We start from the raw sequence: 19,531 nt of genomic DNA, 5'->3' as shown, positions 1-19,531 counted from the left end.
GTCGGCGCCCATGGCGAGTTACAGACGCAGGAGTCTGGTCAGCCAATGCGGGACGGCGTCAACGAAAAGGGCCCCCGCCGGCGCCGGGAGCGCTGCGGGGGTCGATCGGGGCCGCCTGTGGGAATCGAACCCACGACCTATTCATTACGAGTGAATCGCTCTGCCGACTGAGCTAAGGCGGCCTACGCGCTGCGCGATTCCCCGCACAACGACACTAGAGCATAGCCCATGCGCGCAATGCCACGCGAATCGCAGCGCTCACGGGCCACGCCCTCCAACGCCCCTCAGACGCCGTCCGGCGGCGCGACCATCACGTGCGAGCATTCGGCAAACCTCGGGCGCCAAGTCGCACCGCCGCGGCCGGCTAGCAGACGGGCTCACCCTCGGGAACGTCGCCGTCGACGAAGTAGCGGTCGACGATGTCGTCGATGCACGTGCTCTTTCCGCCGTAGACGGTGTGCCCCTCGCCCTCGTACGTCACGAGGATGCCCGACTCAAGCTGGTCGGCGAGCGCGATGGCCTGCTCATACGGGGTCGCCGGGTCACCGGTCGTGCCGATGACCAGCACGGGCCCCGCCCCGGCGCCCGACACCGGCCCGGGCGTCGCCCGCGACTCGAACGGGAACTCCTGGCACGTGAGGTCGCCCACGGTCTCGAGCCCGGGCCTCGCGAACGGGTCGAGCTCCTGCATGGCCTCGTTGTAGGCCGCGATCGCCGCCTCGTCGGTCTCGGCGGGAGCATCCATGCAACTGATCGCAGGGAACGCCTCCTGAATATTGGACGTGTAGGTGCCATCAGGGGCTCGGTCGTTGTAGGTGTCGACCAGCGAGAAGAACCCGCTCGGGTCGCCCGACGCGTCGTATGCGCTGAAGGCGTCGCTGAGCTGCGGCCACATCGACTCGTCGTACATGCTCGCGCTGATGGCCATGTTGATCACGCTGCTCGTCAGCGTGCGGCCATCGGTGTGCTTCGGGAGCGCTTTGTCGACGGCGTCCATCGTGGCCCTGATTTCCTCGATCGCGTCGTCATACGTGCCCGTGAACGGGCACTCCGGCCCGCTGAGGCAGTTGTTGATGTACGACTCGGTCGCCGAGATGAACCCCTCGCGCTGCGCGAGCGAGCTTTCGAGCCGGTCCAGCGACGGGTCCACGGCCCCGTCGAGCACCATGCGCCCGGCGCGCTCCGGGAAGGTGTCGATGAAGTGCGCCCCGAGCTCGGTGCCGTACGAGAAACCGAGGTAGTTCAGCTGCGCGTCGCCGACGGTCGCACGCAGCATGTCGAGGTCGTGAACCGTCGAGATGGTGTCGACGAACTCGAGCATCGGGCCAGTCTTCTCGAGGCACCCCTCGCCGAACGCCCGCTCTCGCTCGGTCATGATCTCGATGAGCTCTTCCTCCGACATGGACGCTTCGGCCGGGTCCGGCGTCGGGTACAGGTAGTCGTCGAGCTCGTCGTCGTCGAGGCAATCGATGGCCGTCGATTGGCCGACGCCGCGCGGATCCCAGCCGACGATGTCGTAGTTGTTGAGCACATCGCGACCGAAGAGGTACTCGGCCGCGGCGGCGAGCTGGACCCCGGATCCGCCGGGCCCGCCGGGGTTGACGAAGATCGTGCCCAGCGGGTCGCCCGAGGCGGGCACCTTCAACATGGCGAGCTCGATATCGCCTTTCGACGGGTCGTCCCAGTCCATCGGGGCCGACGCCATCGTGCACTGGAACCCCTGGCAGTCCCACCAGTCGAGCTCCTGCTCGGAGTACGACCTGACGTCGTCAGGCAGGTCTGGGTCGATGACGTCGAGTCCGTCGGCGGAGCCGTTCGAGCCGTTCGGGGTTTCCGATCCGCGGTCGGCGATGGTCGTCACGAGCGTGCATCCGCTGAGCACCACGGTTGCGAGCATCGCGACGGCGGCGACCGCGAGCGACCGCCCGCGGGACACCCGTGACTGCGTGGGTCGATCTGTGCGCGACATCGCTCCTCGTTTCGTCAGGGCCCGGTGCTCTTCTCGTGCGGTTGTGCCTCGAACCTGGTCTCGCCGCCGCGGGGCGGACGCTATGGGTGCCGCCCCGCGCGAGGGATCATGGCGATAAGCAGCGCCTCGATCGCCAACACCGGCGGAACGTTCGCGGCGATGCGCTCACGTGCCTCGCGGATGCTGTCCATGGTACGGAGCGAATGCTCGGAGGTCGTCCCCCTGGCCACCGTCTCGATTTCGCCGCTGCGCCGCTCGTTGATGAGGTCGGCGCCCAACTCGAGTTGCACGGTGATGACGTCGCGCACGAGCGACTGGATATCGGTGAGGATGCGGTCGATACCGTCGACCTGCGATCGTTTCGCCCGGCGTTTCTGGTGGTCTTCGAGGTCGCGGATCGTGCCGCGCAACTGCCTGGGGACGGCCGCGCCCTGCTCGATGCCGAGCGAACGGAAGGCGTCGGCCCGTTCCCGCTCGTCGCGATCGGCCGACTGCGCGGAGCCGTCTTCGTCGGCGAGTTGCACGAGCTGCGCCGCCTTCCGCACCGCCTCGCCGGTCGTTCGCAGCGCTAGCACGCCGTCGAGCGACGCATCGCGCCTCGCCCAGGCCTCGGGCGAGGTCGCAAGGCGGCGCGCCATGCCGATGTGGCTCTGCGCCTCGCGTGCGGCACGTGCGGCGTCATCGACCGGAATACCGTCTCGCTCGGACAGCAGCCGAGCGACCTGGTCGACCGGCGGCACCCGCAGGCCGATGGTGCGCACGCGGGAACGGATCGTCGGCAGCAGATCCGTCTCGCTCGGCGCGCAGAGCACCCACACGGTCGACGCTGCGGGCTCCTCGATCGCCTTGAGGAGGGTGTTCGACGTGCGCGCGACCATGCGGTCGGCATCCTCCACGACGATCACCCGGTACCTGGACGACATCGGCGACCGCGACGCCCGTTCGACGAGCTCCCTCGCGGTGCCGATATCGAGCTGCACGGTCTCGGTCACGACGGCCGTGAGGTCGGGGTGGGAGCGAGCCCGCACCTGCGCGCACGACGGGCACCGGCCGCAACCATCCTCGTCGCACAGGAGCGACGCGGCGAACGCGTACGCCATCGTGCTTCTCCCCGAACCAGCCGGCCCGGTGATGAGCCACGAGTTCGTCATGCCACCGGGCTCGGCGGCGCCGGGCCTCGATGCTGCCGCGGCCCGCTGGAACACGTCGATGGCGGACTCTTGTCCCCGCAGCTCGTCCCACACGCTCACGACGACGCGTGCCCCTCGCTCGTCTGCCCGCGCTGGGCGGCGAGCAGCGTCTCGAGCCGCTCGGCGATGCGGGCGGCCACCTCGTCCTGGGGCCTCGATGCGTCAACGACGAGGAATCGCTCGGGTTCGAGCGCCGCGACGCCGAGGAAGGTGTGCCGCACGCGCTCGTGAAACGCGACCGTCTCGGCCTCCAGACGGTCGAGGCCGCTGCGGCCGGCGAGCATTCGCCTGCGCCCCTCGGCCACGTCGAGGTCGAGCAGGACCGTGAGATGCGGCGTCAGCTCGCGCGTCGCCCATTCGCTCAGCGCGCGCACGTCATCGGACCCGAGGTCGCGTCCGGCGCCCTGGTACGCGACGGACGAGTCGATGTAGCGGTCCTGGATGACGCACGCGCCGCGCTCGAGCGCGGGCCGCACGACTGTCGCCACGTGATGCGCCCGGTCGGCGGCGTAGAGCAGGGCCTCGGCGCGCGAGTCGATGTGACCGCGGTGATGCAGCACGATCTGGCGGATCTCGGCACCGAGCTCTGTGCCGCCCGGCTCCCTCGTGCGCACGGTCTCGATGCCGCGGTCGCGCATCCAGGCCTCGATGCGTCGCGCGTGCGTCGATTTGCCGACGCCATCGCCGCCCTCAAGGGTGACGAAGAGACCGGTCACGCGTCGCTCGCCGGCTTCTTGGCGGCGGGCGTGCGGGTCGTGGGCTTCTTCGCGGCGCTCGAGGACGAGGTCGCGGCGGACGTCTTCGGTGCGGGCTTCTTGGCTGCCGGCTTCTTGGCTGCCGGCTTTTTCGCGGCCGGCTTCTTGGCAGCCGGCTTCTTGGCGCCGCCCCGGGCGGGCTTCGCCGGCCCCTTGGCGCGCTTGTCGGCAAGCAGCTGGGTCGCCCGCTCGAAGTCGAGCTCGTCGGGGACCTCGCCGCGCGGGATCGTCGCGTTCGTCTCGCCGTCGGTCACGTAGGGCCCGAACCTGCCATCGCGCACGCGAACCGTCTTGCCCGAGACCGGGTCGGCGCCGAACTCCTTGATGACGCTCTTCGACTGTCGATTCGCGAACTTGGGCTGGGCGAAGAGCTCGAGCGCCGTGTCGAGGTCGACGGTGAAGATCGCGTCTTCGCTCGGCAGCGAGCGCGTCTCGGCCTTCTTCTCGTCGCTGTCGGCGCCCTTCTTGAGGTAGGGGCCGTAGCGCCCGTTCTGCGCCGTGATCTCCTCCCCCGACTCGGGATCGGTGCCGACGACCCGGGGCAGGCGGAGCAGCTGCAGCGCCTGCTCGAGCGTGACCTGCTCCTGCAGCATCGAGGCGAAGAGCGATGCCGTGCGCGGCTTGGGGCCCGCTGGCTTCTTCGTTCGGCGCTTCGGCGCCGAGTCGCCGGCGTCGCCCTCGCTCGCGTCCGCGTCGTTCGCCGGCTCCGGGAACACCTCGGACACGTATGACCCGAAGCGGCCGTCCTTCACCACGATTGTGTTGCCCGTCTCGGGGTCGACCCCGAGCTCGCGGTCTTGCGGGATCGGCGCGTCGATGAGTTCGCGCGCCTTCGCTTCCGTGAGCTCGTCGGGGGCGAGGTCCTCGGGCACGCCGATGCGGCGGGGCGTGCCGCCGGTGCCGTCGGTGACCTCGAGGTACGGCCCGTAACGCCCGACGCGGAGGGAGGCGTCCTCCGTAATCGGGATGGTGTTGATCGCCTTCGGGTCGATCTCGCCGAGATTGTCGACGACGGGCCGCAGGCCCGGGTAGTCGTCGGTGCCAAAGTAGAAGGCGCGAAGCCAGTCGTTGCGGTCGCGCTCGCCACCGGCGATGCGGTCGAGGTCGGCCTCCATCTGGGCCGTGAAGTCGTACTGCACGAGCTCGTTGAAGTTCTCTTCGAGCAGCCGCACGACGCTGAACGCGATCCAGCTCGGCACGAGCGCCGACCCCTTCGTGTGCACGTAGCCGCGGTCCTGGATCGTCGCGATGATCGACGCATACGTCGACGGGCGGCCGATGCCGAGCTCGTCGAGAGTCTTGACGAGGCTCGCCTCGGTGTATCGCGGCGGCGGCGACGTCTCGTGCGACGACGCTTCCGCCTCAGCGGTCGACAGCGCCTGACCCACCTCGAGCGGCGGGAGCTTCGCCTCGGCGTCGTCGCGGTTGCGCGGCTCGTCCTGCCCCTCCTCGTAGGCGGCGAGGAACCCGCGGAACGTGATCACGGTGCCCGAGGTCTGGAACTCGCAGGCGACCTGCTGCACCTCACCCTGCGCCGTCGGCACCTCGAGGGGCGATGCGCCCAGCGTCACGGTCGCGGTTTGGCCCTTCGCGTCGGCCATCTGCGAGGCGACCGTGCGCTTCCAGATCAGGTCGTAGAGCTTCGACTCGTTCGGCGACAGCGATCGCTGCAGTTCCGACGGGAGCGCGAACTGCGAGCCGGCGGGGCGGATCGCCTCGTGCGCCTCTTGCGCGTTCTTCGACTTCGACCCGTAAAGGCGGGGCTTCTCGGGGATGCTGTCGGCGCCGTACAGCTTTGTGGCCTGCGAGCGCGCCGCCGCGATGGCCTGCTGGGAGAGCGAGGCCGAGTCGGTACGCATATACGTGATGTGCCCGTGCTCGTAGAGCGATTGGGCGACGCTCATCGTCTGCCGCGCCGAGAATCGAAGCTTACGGCCGGCCTCCTGCTGGAGGGTCGACGTCGTGAAGGGTGCCGCGGGCCGGCGCGTGTACGGCTTGGTCTCGAGGCTGAGCACCGTGACGGGTGCCCCGTCCTTGAGCTGCTCGGCGATCGACTCGGCCGCCTCCTCCACGAGCACGGTCACGTCGTTCTTGAGGTTGCCATGGTCGTCGAAGTCGCGGCCGGTCGCGATGCGCTGCCCGTCGACGCGGGTGAGGCGCGACGCGAACGCACCCCCGGCATCCGGCTCGAACTCGGTCTGCACGCCCCAGTACGACGCCTTCACGAAGGCCATGCGCTCGCGCTCGCGCTCGACGACGAGGCGCGTCGCGGCCGACTGCACGCGACCGGCGCTGAGCCCGACGCGCACCTTGCGCCAGAGGACGGGCGAGAGCTCGTAGCCGTAGAGGCGGTCGAGAACGCGGCGGGTCTCTTGCGCATCGACGAGGTTGACGTCGATGTCGCGCGTTGCGTTCTTCGCCGCTTCGATGGCCTCGCGCGTGATCTCGTGAAACACCATGCGCTTGACCGGCACCTTGGGCTTCAGCACCTCGAGCAGGTGCCACGCGATGGCCTCGCCTTCGCGGTCTTCATCGGTGGCGAGGATGAGCTCGTCGGCGTTTTTCAGCGCGCGCTTGAGCTCGGCCACCGTTTTCTGCTTGCCTTCGGAGATCGTGTAGTAGGGCTCGAAGTCGTTGTCGATGTCGATCGAGAACTTTCCGAGGGCGCCCTGCTTCTTCTCTGCCGGCAGGTTCTTGGGTTCGATGAGGTCGCGGATGTGGCCGACCGAGGCCATCACGGTGTAGTCGTCGCCGAGGTACTGAGAGATGCTTTTTACCTTCGTCGGCGACTCGACGATGACCAGTTTGTTGGAGCCAGACACGCGGGGTGTGTTCCTCGCTTCAGAAGAGGTGGTGGATGCGGAGCTGCGCGGTGAATGAGCGCTTCGCCGACAGACGAGCGGAGGTTCGCCAGACGTTGCGGGAGCTCGCCGGGCGAGCGGGGGTTCGTCCGCGCCATTATAGGTACGGGCTTCATGACCGCAAGGCGGGTGCTGGACCCGCGAGCGCGGCCGCCGAAACCGTAACCCATCCGGCAGACAGATCGACGACGACCAAGGCTTCGACCCCGTCGAGTTCGCAGCTTCGCACGGATGCCCCGTTTGCGGTCGCGAGTTCGGTCGCGCGGCCGCACGGGTCGCCGCTCACGCGGCCGGAGAGCGTGTCGGCCGCGGCGAGCGCCGCCGCATCGGCCGCCGCCTGCACGCGTTGGTGGGCCGAGAGCGCCGCGAACACCTGCACGAGCGCGATCGCGAACGCGAGACTTGCGGCGATGAGCGCGACGGCGAGCACCGCGCCCGCCCCTCGCTCGCCGTGCAGGCGACCGAGCGGGCGCGGGACTCGCGTCGCCACGGGAGTCACCGCCCGCCCGCGAGCGCGCACGAACGCGCGCCCACGGGCAGGCTGAAGAGTCCGGCGACGGCGACCGATCCCGTCAGCGTCGCGCAGACGAGCTCGCCCTCGTCGGTGACGGCCAGATCGACCCCCGCAGCGGCGCGCTCGACGCGCGCCGCTGCGGCCGCGAGCGAATCACCGCGTGCGACGATTCTCGCGGCGTCGGCGGCGGCATCCTGTAGCCGTACCTGCATGCCGCCGACCTGCAGCGCGCCGAGGCAGACGGCGAGCACGAGCACGACCGCGGGCAGGCTCGCGGCGAACTCTGCCGAGACCGAGCCCCGCTCCCCCGCCCGCGGCCGCGTCGCGCGTCGCACGATCAGCCCGCGAACGTGAGCGCGCGCGCGACGAGGTCTTCGAGCATGGCGCGCACGGTGTCGCTCTGCATGATGGCGACGAGCAGCCCCGCGAAGGCCACGGCGGCCATCGTGGCGATCGCGTACTCGGCGGTTTCGGCGCCGCGCTCGTCGCGAAGCGCCGCCCGCACACGCGCGCCGTGCGACTGGCACGATGAGCCCGAGGCTTCCAGAGCTGGTTCGGAGGTCGCGGCGGTCGCGGCAACGATAGTGGTCATGGTGAACACTCCTTCTTTGTCATGGCCCGAGCGGGCCAGCTGGCGGCACGAACGCGTGATGGGGCGGCGCCGTCTCAGGGCGCCACGTCGAGAGGGCCGATGACGTCGCCGAGGATCGCGAGAATCAGTGGCGCCACGCCGAGAGCGATGAAGGCCGGCAGCACGCACACGCCGAGGGGCAGCATGAGCGACACGCCGAGCCTGGCCGCGCGCCGCTTCGCCGACGCCCTGGCGATGACGCGCACGAGGGCGGCCTCGCGCCGCAGGAGCTCTGCCGGCGGCACGCCGGCATCGGCGGCGAGGTCGAGCGTGCGTCCGACTTCCGCGGCCGCTCCGTCGCGCAGGTCGTACTCGCGCATGGCGGCGGCGACGGTGGCGGCGATGTCTGTCGCCGCCCCGCCGCCACGCAGGCCGAGCGCGACGAGATCGAGGGCCAGGCCGGGGTGCGGGTCGCTGACGCGGGCCCGTCGGACGAGCGCCCGCATCCACCACCACGCACCCGCCATGAGCGCCGCTCCGGCGACCGAACAGGCGATGCCGAGCGGCGTCGTCGTGAGCACGCCGAGCGTGTCGACGCCCATCACGAGGCCGAGGCCGAGGCCGACGAGCGGCAGCGCGATCACGATGCGGCTCGTCGAGTTCGGTCCCTCGAGCGCAACGCGCACGTCGCGCTCGGCCTCGCCGACATCGCGAAACCCGTCGGCGAGCCCGGCGAGGCTGCGGGCCAGCGGGGCGCCCGTTCGGCCCGCGAGCGCCCACGCGCACCCGAGCGCGCGCCACGGGGCCTCGGCGCGAGCCGCCAGCACCTCGCCCGCATCGCCGCCTGCGGCGAGCACGCCCGCGACCTTGCGCACGACGTCGGCGGTCGATTCGTCGGCCCTCCCGTGCTTCGCCAGCAGCCCCCATGCGGTCGCCGGCGCCGCGCCTCCCCGCAGCAGCATGGCGAGGCGGTCGAGCACGGCCGCGACCACCTCCGTCGGCGAGAGCTCGCGCCCGCTCACGCGGCCCTTCCGTTCGTTCGGCCGGCCTCGCCAGCGCCCGTGCCGCTGATCGCCGTGACGGTCAGGCGACCGTCGCGGTCGAGCCCGAACTCGCCGAGCTCAGCGACGCGCCGTCGCCCCGCGCGGCGTTCCACGTGCACGACCATGCCGATCGCCGAGACCGCCTGTCGTGCGACCGCGCGCGGATCGAGACCAGCGAGCGCACCGAGCGCCTCGAGCCTGCTCGGCACATCGGCGAGCGAGTTCGCGTGCAGCGTGCCGGCGCCGCCGTCGTGACCCGTGTTAAGGGCGGCGAGCAGGTCGCGCAGCTCGGCGCCCCGGCATTCGCCGAGCACGAGACGGTCGGGGCGCATCCGCAGGGCCTCGCGCACGAGCCGGGGCAGCCCGACCTCGCCGGCGCCCTCGATGTTCGCCTGGCGCGACTCGAGACCGATGACGTGCGGGTGGGCGATGCGCAGCTCGGCGACGTCTTCGATGGCGACAATGCGATCGGCGGGCTCGGCGCAGGCGAGCAGCGCCGCCAGCAGCGTCGTCTTGCCGCTGCCGCCCGCACCCGTGATGAGCACGTTGGTGCGGGCCGCGACGGCGGCACGCAGGGTGTCTTCGATGCCGTCGCCGAACGCCCCCCGCCCTCGCAGCTCGCTCATCGTCGGCGGCTCGGTGCGCGGCAGTCGGATGCTCAGAATGGTGCCGCCGGTCGAGACGGGCGGCAGCACGGCATGCACCCGGATGCCGTCGCCGATGCGCACGTCGACGCACGGCTCAGCCTCGTCGAGGTGCCTCCCGCCACGGGCGATGATGCGCACGGCGAGCGCTCGCAGCGCCTCGTGACCGGTCGCGGACCAGTCGGGCTCGAGCCCCGCGCCCGTGCCCCGGTCGACGTAGAGCGAGTGCGGGCCGTTGACGAACACGTCCGTGACCTCCCCGTCGGCCACGAACGGCGCGAGCGATCCGAAGGCCGCCGCGTCGTCGCGGGTGATGGTGCGGCGCGATCTCGGCCCGCGCCACCCGTCGCCCCTCGGTGGCAGCGCGACGGTCGCGGGGCGCTTGCCGGGTGGCACGGCGACGTACCGGTTGCGCTTCGAGGTCGGCGGCTGCTGCATGGCCACGACGGTATGGATGCGCGCCGCCGCCCCGCAGAAAACGGCCGGCCGCCTGTGGATGGGGCACGAACCGGGGTTTCCCACAGGCGCGCGGCGAGCATCCGCGGGCAGCGCGACGTCGGCTACGATGCCGTGCGGGCATCACGCAACGACGCGCGGATGACCGAACCCCCCAAGGAGCGTCCATGTCGCAGGAGAACATCCATCGGCTCGACGGCAGTATCTTCGGCGAGGACAGTGCCGACGGTATGGTGCACCGCGCATTCCTGCGAGCCGAGGGCTTCAGCGCCGACGCCGTGCGCCGAAGGCCGGTCATCGGCATCTCGACGAGCTGGAGCGAGCTGAATCCGTGCAACAACGGGTTCCGCGAGCTCGCCGCCGCCGTCAAGCGGGGTGTCGAGGCCGCGGGCGGGCTCGCGCTCGAGTTCCCGTCGATCTCGATCAACGAGCCGTTCAGTCGTCCCTCATCGATGTACCTCAGAAACCTGATGGCGATGGACGTGGAAGAGACGATCCTGGCCTCCCCGATCGACGGAGTCGTGCTGCTCGGCGCCTGCGACAAGACGGTTCCCGCCGTGCTCATGGGCGCGATCAGCGCCGGCACCCCGGCTGTGCTGGTCACCGGCGGCCCGCGCCCGGTCGCGTGCTGGGAGGGGCGGGACATGACCGTCGACGAGCAGTGGGAGGTCATCGACCGGCGACGCGTCGGCGAGGTGAGCGACGAGGACTGGCGCGCTTTCGAGGGCGTCATCCACGGCGGCCCCGGCAGCTGCAACGTCATGGGCACGGCGACGACAATGGCCGCGATCGGCGAGCTACTCGGCTTCGCGCTGCCGGGCTCGAGCCTGCCGCCCGCCGCAGCATCGAGGCGTCAGCTGGTGGCCGAGGCCTCCGGCCGACTCGTCGTCGACGTCGTCGCCCGACAGATCGTGCCGCGATCGCTGGTCACGATGGCGGCGCTGGAGAACGCCGTGCGCACGACCTGCGCGCTCGGCGGATCGACGAACGCACTCATCCACCTCGAGGCGATCGCGGGACGCGCGGGGCTGCGGATCGGCGTCGACCGGCTCCGCGAATGGTCGAGCACCACGCCCTTCATCACCGACGTCAAGCCGAACGGCCGCGCGCTATTGAGCGACCTGGATGCCGCGGGCGGCATCCCCGCGGTCGCCGCCCGCATCCGCCACCTGCTGCACGAGGACGTGCCGACGGCGGACGGGCGCACCTGGGGCGAGGTGTTCGACGGGCTCGGCACGCCGCAGGCCGGCGCCCCGATCGCGGACCCGGCCGCACCGCTCACCCCGGACGGCGGCATCACGGTGGTGCGCGGCACCCTCGCGCCCGACGGCGCGGTCATGAAGATCGCTGGGGCCGCGCCGAGCAAGCGACGCCACCGCGGGAAGGCCGTCGTGTTCGACGGCGTCGCCGACATGTGGTCGAAGATCGACCGCGAGGATCTCGCCGTCGACGAGTCGAGCGTGCTCGTGCTCCGGGGCGTCGGCGTCCGGGGAGGCCCGGGCATCCCCGAGGTCGGGCACGTCCCGATCCCGGCGAAGCTCTTCACGGCCGGCGTGACCGACATGCTCCGTGTCACCGACGCACGGATGAGCGGCACCTCAAGTGGCAGCGTCGTGCTCCACGTCTCGCCGGAGGCGGCGGTGGGCGGGCCGCTGGCGTACGTGCGCGACGGCGACGAGATCGAGCTCGACGTCGAGCAGGGACGGCTCGATCTACTCGTCCCGCCCGACGAGCTCGCCCGGCGCACGCCGGTGGGTGCGAGCGCTGCGCCCCCGGCGCGAGGCTGGGGCCGCCTCTACGCGAGACACGCCCTGCAGCCCGACGAGGGGTGCGATTTCGACTTCCTTCTCGACGAGTCGCTGCTCGACGAGACACTGCTCGACGAAACGAATGCGGGTGGATCATGACGACGATCGGGTTTATCGGGGTCGGCGCGATGGGCCGGCCGATGGTCGAGCGGCTTCTGGCCGCCGGGCACGACGTCGTCGTCTGGGGGCGCACCCCCGAAAAGCTGCAGCCGGTCGTCGACGCCGGCGCGCGGCTCGCCGAGTCGCCCGCGGCGCTCGCCGCGCAGGCGGATACCGTGCTCGGCTGCCTGCTCGACGGGCCGGCGATCGAGGAGATCTACCTCGGGCGGCTGCTGGAGGCGGCCCGGCCCGGCCAGTTATTCGCCGACCACGGCACCTACGACCCGCGCATCGCCGAGAAGGTCCACGCCGCCTTCGCCGAGAAGGGGGCGCACTTCGTCGACGCACCGGTCAGCGGTGGCCCCATGGGCGCCGAGGCCGGCACCCTGGTGTGCGCCGCGGGCGGCGACGCCGCCGCCGTCGAGCTCCTGCGGCCCATCGCTGCGGCCTACACCGGCAGGATCGCGCATATGGGCGCCGCCGGGCGCGGCCTCATGCTCAAGCTCATCAACAACTACCACGTGTCGATCAACTTCGTTGCCGCGGCCGAAACGGCCTGGCTGATCGAGCGGCTCGGCCTCGACGCGCAGGAGTCGATGGCGATCCTCTTCGGCGGCTTCGCCGACAGCGCCTGCCTGCGGATGGGGCTGCCGAAAGCCCTGGCCGGTGAGTACGAGGCGGGCGGGATGCCGCTCGGCGGCCTCGTCGAGGTGCAGCGCAACATCGCCGATCTGCTCGAGTCGAACGGGTTCGCCTCGGGGCTTTTCCCATATGCGAGGCAGGTCTTCGCAAACGCGGCGGTCACCGAGGCCGACCAGCACCCGTCTGCGCTGGTGCACTGGCTTCCCGGGGTGCAGGAATGACACTTCCGTTTTGCCTCTACGCGAACGCCGTCCATGGCATCCGCGCACTTCAGGCGAGATCGGTCGTCGCGCGCACGTGATTGCCATAGTGTTCGAGCGTAAGAGCCAAGCCGCGATCAGTGAGGATGGCGAATGACTGCTCCCGGATTGCGCAAAGATGCGCTCCCGTTCGAGAACGTGGTGGTCTGGATCGCCGCGGTCTTCGGCATCATCTCGGCGATCGCGGTCGTCGTGACCATGGTCGCGATCGCGACCCAGGTCGTGGTGCGATGGGTAACGGGCTTTTCACTCCCCGGGCTCACCGAGCTGTCCCAATCGTGTCTGGTCGTGTCGATCTTCTGCGCGCTCGCCTGGGCCGCGGTCCGCGGCGAGCACGTCTCGGTGCGATTGGTCACTTCACGCCTGCCGCAGAAGGCGAACCGGGTGATCGATGTCATCGTCTGGTCGTTGAGTACCCTCTTCATGTTCTGGCTCACGGCCGCGGCGTACATGCGCGCCCTGGAGTCGACCGAGGACGGCGAAGCCGGCCCCAACATCACGCTCGTCTGGTACCTCTGGCCATGGCGATGGGTCATGGCCGTCGGCCTCACGGTGTTCACCCTCGTGGCGATCACGAACCTGATCCGTTCGCTCGTCGGCCGACGGCCCTATGAGGATGCCCCGCCCGAGGAACAAGGACAGGCATACGAGGAGATACCCCCCGATTCAGGGGCAGCAGGAGACGAGAAAGAGGTCCGGCCGTGACCGTTGAAATTGTCATCCTCCTGACGATCGTCCTGCTGTTCGCCCTGCTCGCCGTGCGGTTCCCGATCGCGCTCGCGCTCGGGATATCGGGGTCCGTCGGCCTCATCCTCCTCCAGGGCACGAACTATGCGACGGCCTCGATCGTCGGCCCGACCTTCGCGAACGCGTTCAATTTCACCTTCACGATCATCCCGATGTTCATCCTGATGGGCCTGTTCGCCGTCAGGGCGCGGGTGGCGGAGTACGTCTTCCAGATCGCCGCCTACGTCACGCGGAAGGTGCCAGGAGGGCTCGGCGTCGCGACCGTGATGGCGTGCGCCGGGTTCGCGGCGGTGTCCGGGTCGAGCATCGGCACGGCGGCGACGATGTCGAAGCTCTCCGTCGGCGAGATGCGCAAGCACGGCTACCCCGCCAGCTTCGCGTCTGCGCTGGTGGCGGTCTCCGGAACGCTCGGCGTCATGATCCCGCCGAGCACCTTCCTCGTGCTGTACGCGATCATGACGGAGACCTCGGTCGCGCAGATCCTCGCCGCCGGTGTCCTGCCCGGTCTGCTGTCGGCCGCCGGCTATGTGGGCTACATCATGGTGCTCGGGCAGCGGAAGATCGGCCGTTCCACCGACAAGGATGACATCGAAGCAGGCCTGGTCTCGGCGAGCACCGAGTTGAAGTCGAAGCGGGCGGCGGGCGCGGCACGGCGTGAATCGGCGACCGTGGTCGGGGACGACCCGTCGAAGCCGGGCGTCTTGACCACGGTGAACGTCGCCTCCAGTTGGCGAGAGCTGCCCTGGCGAGGTCTGCTCTACATCGTGATCCTGTTCGGCATCGTTCTTGGCGGCATGTATTCCGGTGTCTTCACCGCGACGGAGTCCGCCGCGATCGGCGCGGTCGCAGCGGTCCTCATCCTGCTGTGGGAGCGGCGCAAGCTCGGTCTGAAGGGCCTGTTCCGCCAGGTGCGCGAGGCGCTGCTGGACACCGGTGCGACCACATCGATGGTGTTCTTCATCGTGTTTGGCTCCGTCATCCTCTCGCAGTTCTTCGTCGCAGCGAGGGTTCCGCAGCTGGTTCGAGATGCCGTGCTGAGCTGGAACATCCCGCCGTTGGTGGCCATGGGGCTGCTACTGCTGTGCATCATCCCGCTGGGGATGTTCCTCGAGTCGCTGTCGATCCTGGTGATCACCGTGCCGATCCTCTGGCCAATCGCCCTCGAGTTCGCGGGTGATCTGCTGCCAGGGCAGGAGTCGATGGTGACCGTGTGGCTCGGCATCCTCGTCGTCAAGCTCATTGAAGTCGGGATGGTCACGCCGCCGGTGGGCATCAACGCCTTCGTGGTGGCCGGCGTGACGAGGATCCGCAGCGAGACCGTCTTCAAGGGCGTGCTCCCGCTGTTCATCGTCGATGTCTGCGTGCTGTTGCTGTTGTTCTTCATCCCCGCCATCTCGCTCTTCCTGCCGTCGCTCGTGTCGGTGAACGCAGGATGACATGGCGATGAGGATGCGATTTGTTGACGTCCGGCGCACGCCGGGAGCGCGGGCATGGGCCGCTCCGGCGGCGCAGCACCACGTGGCCTGTACGAACGGTCCACCCGATTACGAGTGATTGGAGAACAGCGGTGTTTTCTACAAGGAAGAGACGGCAGGCTTTCACGGGAGCCCTGGCTGTCGGCGCGATCGTCGCGCTGGCCGGATGCACCGGCGGTGTCGTCGACAGCGGCGGCGGTGGCGAGGGTGACGAACAGACCTGGAACATCACGGAGGTGTCGGTGGCAGCACCGACCTCCGTCATGCGCCCTTGGCACGACTGGTACCTCGATCAGGTCGAGGAGCGCACCGACGGCCGCATCACCTTCACCCGCACGGAGCCGAACGAGATCTGCGGCATCCTCGATGCCGGTGAATGCCTGTTCGATGGGCGTGCGCAGTTCCTGACCCAGGTTCCCAACTATCAGCCGTCATCGTTCGCAAGCCTGTCGATGCCGGAGATCGTCTTTGGCTCGGACAACCTCGCCGCCGCGTCGGCCGCGGTGTACGACGTCAACAAGAACAACCCGGATGCGCTCGCCTACCTCGAAGAACAGGGGCTCCACCACGTGAGCACCTTGCCGGTGGGACGTGTCGTGATCGGCACGAGTCAACCGGCGGAATCGGTGGCCGACCTGAACGGCGAGGCCGTGCGCGCCTCCGGGGTACTCGTCACTCAGGACCTCGAGGCGGTCGGTGCGTCGATCGTCAATGTCGGTGCACAGGAGGCCTACCAGGCGGTGCAGACGGGCTTGGCGACCTCGGTCGCCGGCGCAATGGACTTCCCGGTGGTGTTCAAGATCGGCGAGCTGCTGCCGTACTGGTCCGACCCCGGCCTCGGCAATTACTCGGAGTTCTCGATGTTCTGGGATCTCGACACCTGGAACGAATTCCCCGATGACATCAAGCAGACCTTGACGGAGATCGAGGAAGAGATCAACGGCGGCGTCGGCGCGGACCTCCTCTACGACGCGTCCTTCGAGCAGTGCACCGCGCTCGCAGAGATGGCGAACGTCGAGTCGTTGACCACCTGGTCCGAAGACGCGACGCAGGAGTGGTACGACATGGTCGGTGAGACGAACGATGAGAACTGGGTCAGCCTCGCCGGTGACCACGGCCTGGAGAATGCCGATGGCGTCTTGACCGACTACCGAGCGGCCGTTGAGAAGTATGAAGGGGAGCACCCCGACTACGTCGACGCCGTGATCGAGTGCGCCGAGAGCGGGTTCGAAGAAGCGCGGAGCTGAGACTCGCGCACAGCACAGCACAGCACAGGAGCGGGGCCCGCACGGGCTCCGCTCCTGTGCTGTTGGCACGGGCGGGTGCGGTCGTGAAGCGATAGGAGCCGGTAGGCCTCGGTAGGCCCCGCCAGGCACCGAGCGAAAAGAAAGGAGGCACCCGGCAGGGGGATGCGCGGGTGCCTCCGCCACGCTCGATCGCAAGGGGAGGATCGGCGGGCCACGACAGACTCAGCAGAGAGCGGGCTGTCGAGAGCAAGGGTAGGCGATCCGGGTACATGATGCCAGTCCGGGCCGGGCGGTGCGGCGTGTCGTCGAGAAGGCTCCGCAGCGCGCCGCGGCCGGCGCGCTGAGCGGCCGAACGACGCGTCAGACGCAACCTTGGCGCAACCTCTCGCTCGCTAGAATGTCGCCGCAGTGGGGCAACCGGCCCCGGGGATCGCAACGATGCGAAAGGGGTCCGCATGCCGGACAAGATCGACCACCTCCTCGAAGACGTCGAGACGTTCCCGCCCTCGGCCGAGTTCGTCGCCGCCTCCCCCGTTCCCGCCGACCTGTATGAGCGGGCCGAGGCCGACCGGTTGGGGTTCTGGGCCGATCAGGCCCGCGAGTTGCACTGGCACACGCCGTTCACCGAGACCCTCGACTGGTCGGGGGCCCCGATCGCGCGCTGGTTCGGTGACGGCGAGCTCAACGTGGCGTACAACTGCGTCGACCGGCACGTCGCGGCAGGCAACGGCGACCGCATCGCGATCCACTGGGAGGGCGAGCCCGGCGACACCCGCACGATCACGTACGCCGACCTGCTCGGCGAGGTGAAGCGCGCGGCCAACATGCTCGAGAGCCTCGGCGTGACGGCGGGCGACGTCGTCGCGATCTACCTGCCGATGATCCCAGAGACGGTCATCGCCATGCTGGCGTGCGCCCGGATCGGTGCGGTGCACTCGGTCATCTTCGGGGGTTTCTCGGCGGATTCGATCCGCCAGCGGGTCGAAGACGCGAGCGCGAAGCTCGTCATCACCTCGGACGGCTCGATCCGCAAGGGCAAGGTGCTGGCGCTCAAGAACACCGTCGACGAGGCCTTATCGAAGGGCGCCGCCTCGGTCAAGCACGTGCTCGTCGTCAAGCGCGCTGACAACGAGGTCGCCCTCCAGAAGGGCCGCGACCTGTGGTGGCACGACGAGATCGCGCAGGTGAGCGACGAGCACGTGGCCAAGCCGTTCCCGTCCGAGCATCCGCTGTTCATCCTGTACACCTCTGGCACCACGGGGAAGCCGAAGGGCCTGCTCCACACTTCGGGCGGGTACCTCACACAGACCGCGTACACGCACCGGGTCGCGTTCGACCTGCGGCCCGAGGAGGACGTGTTCTGGTGCTCGGCCGATGTCGGGTGGGTGACCGGCCACAGCTACCTCGTCTACGGCCCGCTCGCGAACGGCGCCACGCAGGTGATGTACGAGGGAACGCCCGACACGCCGGATCTCGGGCGCTGGTTCAAGATCATCCAGGATTACAAGGTCACGATCTTCTACACCGCGCCGACCGCGATTCGCAGCTACATGAAGGCGGGCCGACAGATCCCGGCGAAGTACGACCTGTCGTCGCTGCGCGTGCTGGGTTCGGTCGGCGAGCCGATCAACCCCGAGGCGTGGCTCTGGTACCGCGAGGTCATCGGCGGCGGGCGCACGCCGATCGTCGACACCTGGTGGCAGACGGAGACGGGCGCGCACATGATCGCGCCGATCCCCAGTCAGGTCGCGCTCAAGCCCGGCGCCGCGCAACGGCCGATCCCCGGCATCGTCGTCGAGGTCGTCGACGACGACGGGAACCGCGTCGACCCCGGCCAGATGGGCCTGCTGACCATCTGCGAGCCGTGGCCTTCGATGGCGCGCGGCATCTACGGCGACCCGGAGCGTTTCGCCGACACGTACTGGTCGCGGTTCCCCGGCGTCTACTTCGCCGGCGACGGCGCGGGCGTCGACCGCGACGGCGAGCTGTGGCTGCTGGGCCGCGTCGACGACGTCATGAACGTCTCCGGCCACCGCCTCTCGACCACCGAGATCGAGTCGTCGCTCGTCGACCACGAGTTCGTCGCGGAGGCCGCGGTCGTGGGCGCGAAGGACGAGACCACGGGGCAGGCCGTCGTGGCGTTCGTCGTCCTCAAGCGCTCGAAGTCGGAGGAAGCGGCCGCGGTCGACACGCCGCAGGTGCTCCGCAGGCACGTCGCGGACGACATCGGCGCATTCGCGCGACCCCGCGAGGTGTACCTGGTCGACGAGCTGCCCAAGACGCGCTCGGGCAAGATCATGCGGCGCCTGCTGCGCGACGCGGCCGACGGCAAGCAGATCGGCGACACCGCGACGCTCACCGATGCGTCGGTCATGGCGACGATCCAGGCCGGGATGACCTCGGGGGCGGACGACGAGTAGCGCCGCAGTCGGCGATGCCCGGGTCGCGTTGCGACCCGGGCATCGTGCTTCCCCGTTGCGCTGCAGGCCGGCCGGTTCGGTGGTCGATGAAACATCCGGGCCGTATTGCGGCTTCGCCGTGCGATCTCCCAACGGGAAGGATCAGCAGCCGCCGGCGTCGGCGCTACTCGTACGCGACGACGAGCTCAAGCTCGACCGGCGAGTCGAGCGGGAGCACGGCAACGCCGACGGCGCTTCGCACGTGCTGCCCGGCTTCACCGAAGGCGGTGCCGAGCAGCTCGCTCGCCCCGTTCGCGACGCCGGACTGGCCGGTGAAGTCAGGGGTGGAGGCGACGAAGACGGTGACCTTCACGACGCGCGTGACGCGGTCGAGGTTGCCGATGATGCTCTTGACCGCGGCGAGCGCGTTGAGCACGGCGACCTGCGCGAGCGCGGTCGCTTCGTCGGCCAACACCTCCGCGCCGACCTTGCCGGTCTCGGGGAGCGCCCCCTCGACGAACGGCAGCTGGCCCGAGGTGTACACGAAGCCCTCGATGTCGAGCGCCGGAATGTAGTCGGCGACGGGCGCGGCAACCGGCGGCAGCCCGAGCCCCATCGCCCCGAGGCGCTCTTCGACCTTGCTCATGAGCCGGCCTCGCTGCCGAGCGGCCGCTTGAGGTAGGCGACCGAGCCGCCGTCGGCGTTCATGATCACCTGCACGAGCTCCCAGCCTTGCTTCCCCAGGTTGTTGAGGATGGCAGCCGGAGTGTGAAGGGGAAGGGGCGTGATGAAGTACTCCCACTGTTGCACGTGGTCCTCCTGGGCGGGCGACCCGCCGTTGTTTTGCGAGA

The 19,531-nt window shown here is 69.6% G+C and carries 17 protein-coding genes and 1 tRNA gene; 6 read left to right on the top strand and 12 right to left on the bottom strand.

What is annotated here, in order from left to right:
* Positions 1 to 109: 109 nt before the first annotated feature.
* The 10 genes from F8O04_RS10545 to F8O04_RS10500 form a co-directional block, all read right to left on the bottom strand.
* Positions 110 to 182, bottom strand: a tRNA-Thr gene (locus F8O04_RS10545).
* 182 nt (positions 183 to 364) lie between these two features.
* Complete coding sequence (locus tag F8O04_RS10540) at positions 365 to 1,969, bottom strand: alpha/beta hydrolase (protein WP_158029343.1); 1,605 nt, start codon at positions 1,967 to 1,969, stop codon at positions 365 to 367.
* Positions 1,970 to 2,049: 80 nt separating this feature from the next.
* The gene (locus F8O04_RS10535; RefSeq protein ID WP_158029342.1) at positions 2,050 to 3,219 is read right to left on the bottom strand and encodes a DNA polymerase III subunit delta'; all 1,170 of its coding nucleotides are present in this window, start codon (positions 3,217 to 3,219) and stop codon (positions 2,050 to 2,052) included.
* Positions 3,216 to 3,875 carry a dTMP kinase gene (gene tmk / locus F8O04_RS10530; protein WP_158029341.1) on the bottom strand — a complete coding sequence of 220 codons (660 nt, stop codon included), beginning with the start codon at positions 3,873 to 3,875 and terminating at the stop codon, positions 3,216 to 3,218. Before tmk ends, F8O04_RS10535 begins: the two co-directional genes overlap by 4 nt.
* Positions 3,872 to 6,736 (bottom strand): type I DNA topoisomerase, encoded by a 2,865-nt coding sequence (gene topA, locus F8O04_RS10525; RefSeq protein WP_158029340.1) that lies wholly within the window; start codon positions 6,734 to 6,736, stop codon positions 3,872 to 3,874. Before topA ends, tmk begins: the two co-directional genes overlap by 4 nt.
* 151 nt (positions 6,737 to 6,887) lie before the next feature.
* Positions 6,888 to 7,265, bottom strand: coding sequence for an Rv3654c family TadE-like protein (locus tag F8O04_RS10520; protein ID WP_188726387.1), 378 nt, complete (start codon positions 7,263 to 7,265; stop codon positions 6,888 to 6,890).
* 5 nt (positions 7,266 to 7,270) lie between these two features.
* Entirely contained in the window at positions 7,271 to 7,624 is a 354-nt protein-coding gene (locus F8O04_RS10515; protein WP_225735009.1) for a TadE family type IV pilus minor pilin, read from the bottom strand.
* 2 nt (positions 7,625 to 7,626) lie between these two features.
* The gene (locus tag F8O04_RS10510) at positions 7,627 to 7,881 is read right to left on the bottom strand and encodes a DUF4244 domain-containing protein (RefSeq protein WP_158029338.1); all 255 of its coding nucleotides are present in this window, start codon (positions 7,879 to 7,881) and stop codon (positions 7,627 to 7,629) included.
* Between the two features lie 74 nt (positions 7,882 to 7,955).
* Positions 7,956 to 8,882, bottom strand: coding sequence for a type II secretion system F family protein (locus F8O04_RS10505; protein WP_158029337.1), 927 nt, complete (start codon positions 8,880 to 8,882; stop codon positions 7,956 to 7,958).
* The gene (locus tag F8O04_RS10500) at positions 8,879 to 9,985 is read right to left on the bottom strand and encodes a TadA family conjugal transfer-associated ATPase (RefSeq protein WP_158029336.1); all 1,107 of its coding nucleotides are present in this window, start codon (positions 9,983 to 9,985) and stop codon (positions 8,879 to 8,881) included. The genes F8O04_RS10505 and F8O04_RS10500 overlap by 4 nt, the downstream gene beginning before the upstream one ends.
* 185 nt (positions 9,986 to 10,170) lie before the next feature.
* On the opposite strand from F8O04_RS10500, the gene F8O04_RS10495 reads away from it, so the two are divergent.
* From F8O04_RS10495 to acs, 6 genes are all read left to right on the top strand, one after another.
* Positions 10,171 to 11,910 (top strand): dihydroxy-acid dehydratase, encoded by a 1,740-nt coding sequence (locus F8O04_RS10495; protein WP_158029335.1) that lies wholly within the window; start codon positions 10,171 to 10,173, stop codon positions 11,908 to 11,910.
* The gene (locus F8O04_RS10490; protein WP_158029334.1) at positions 11,907 to 12,773 is read left to right on the top strand and encodes an NAD(P)-dependent oxidoreductase; all 867 of its coding nucleotides are present in this window, start codon (positions 11,907 to 11,909) and stop codon (positions 12,771 to 12,773) included. Before F8O04_RS10495 ends, F8O04_RS10490 begins: the two co-directional genes overlap by 4 nt.
* Positions 12,774 to 12,905: 132 nt before the next feature.
* Positions 12,906 to 13,517 carry a TRAP transporter small permease gene (locus F8O04_RS10485; protein WP_158029333.1) on the top strand — a complete coding sequence of 204 codons (612 nt, stop codon included), beginning with the start codon at positions 12,906 to 12,908 and terminating at the stop codon, positions 13,515 to 13,517.
* Positions 13,514 to 14,995: a TRAP transporter large permease gene (locus F8O04_RS10480; protein ID WP_158029332.1), complete on the top strand. Its 1,482-nt coding sequence runs from the start codon at positions 13,514 to 13,516 to the stop codon at positions 14,993 to 14,995. Before F8O04_RS10485 ends, F8O04_RS10480 begins: the two co-directional genes overlap by 4 nt.
* Before the next feature lie 131 nt (positions 14,996 to 15,126).
* Positions 15,127 to 16,281, top strand: coding sequence for a type 2 periplasmic-binding domain-containing protein (locus F8O04_RS10475; RefSeq protein ID WP_158029331.1), 1,155 nt, complete (start codon positions 15,127 to 15,129; stop codon positions 16,279 to 16,281).
* Between the two features lie 455 nt (positions 16,282 to 16,736).
* Positions 16,737 to 18,701: an acetate--CoA ligase gene (gene acs, locus F8O04_RS10470; RefSeq protein WP_158029330.1), complete on the top strand. Its 1,965-nt coding sequence runs from the start codon at positions 16,737 to 16,739 to the stop codon at positions 18,699 to 18,701.
* A 163-nt stretch (positions 18,702 to 18,864) separates the two neighbouring features.
* On the opposite strand, the gene F8O04_RS10465 is transcribed toward acs, so the two are convergent.
* On the bottom strand, positions 18,865 to 19,326 hold the full coding sequence (locus F8O04_RS10465; protein WP_158029329.1) for a RidA family protein: 462 nt from the start codon (positions 19,324 to 19,326) through the stop codon (positions 18,865 to 18,867).
* Positions 19,323 to 19,490, bottom strand: coding sequence for a DUF4177 domain-containing protein (locus F8O04_RS10460; RefSeq protein WP_158029328.1), 168 nt, complete (start codon positions 19,488 to 19,490; stop codon positions 19,323 to 19,325). The genes F8O04_RS10465 and F8O04_RS10460 overlap by 4 nt, the downstream gene beginning before the upstream one ends.
* Positions 19,491 to 19,531: the final 41 nt, after the last annotated feature.

The organism is Pseudoclavibacter endophyticus (assembly GCF_008831085.1).
Taxonomy (GTDB): Bacteria; Actinomycetota; Actinomycetes; order Actinomycetales; family Microbacteriaceae; genus Pseudoclavibacter; species Pseudoclavibacter endophyticus.
The sequence above is the reverse complement of the archived record's forward strand: the minus strand, read 5'-3'. Positions and strand labels throughout refer to the sequence as shown.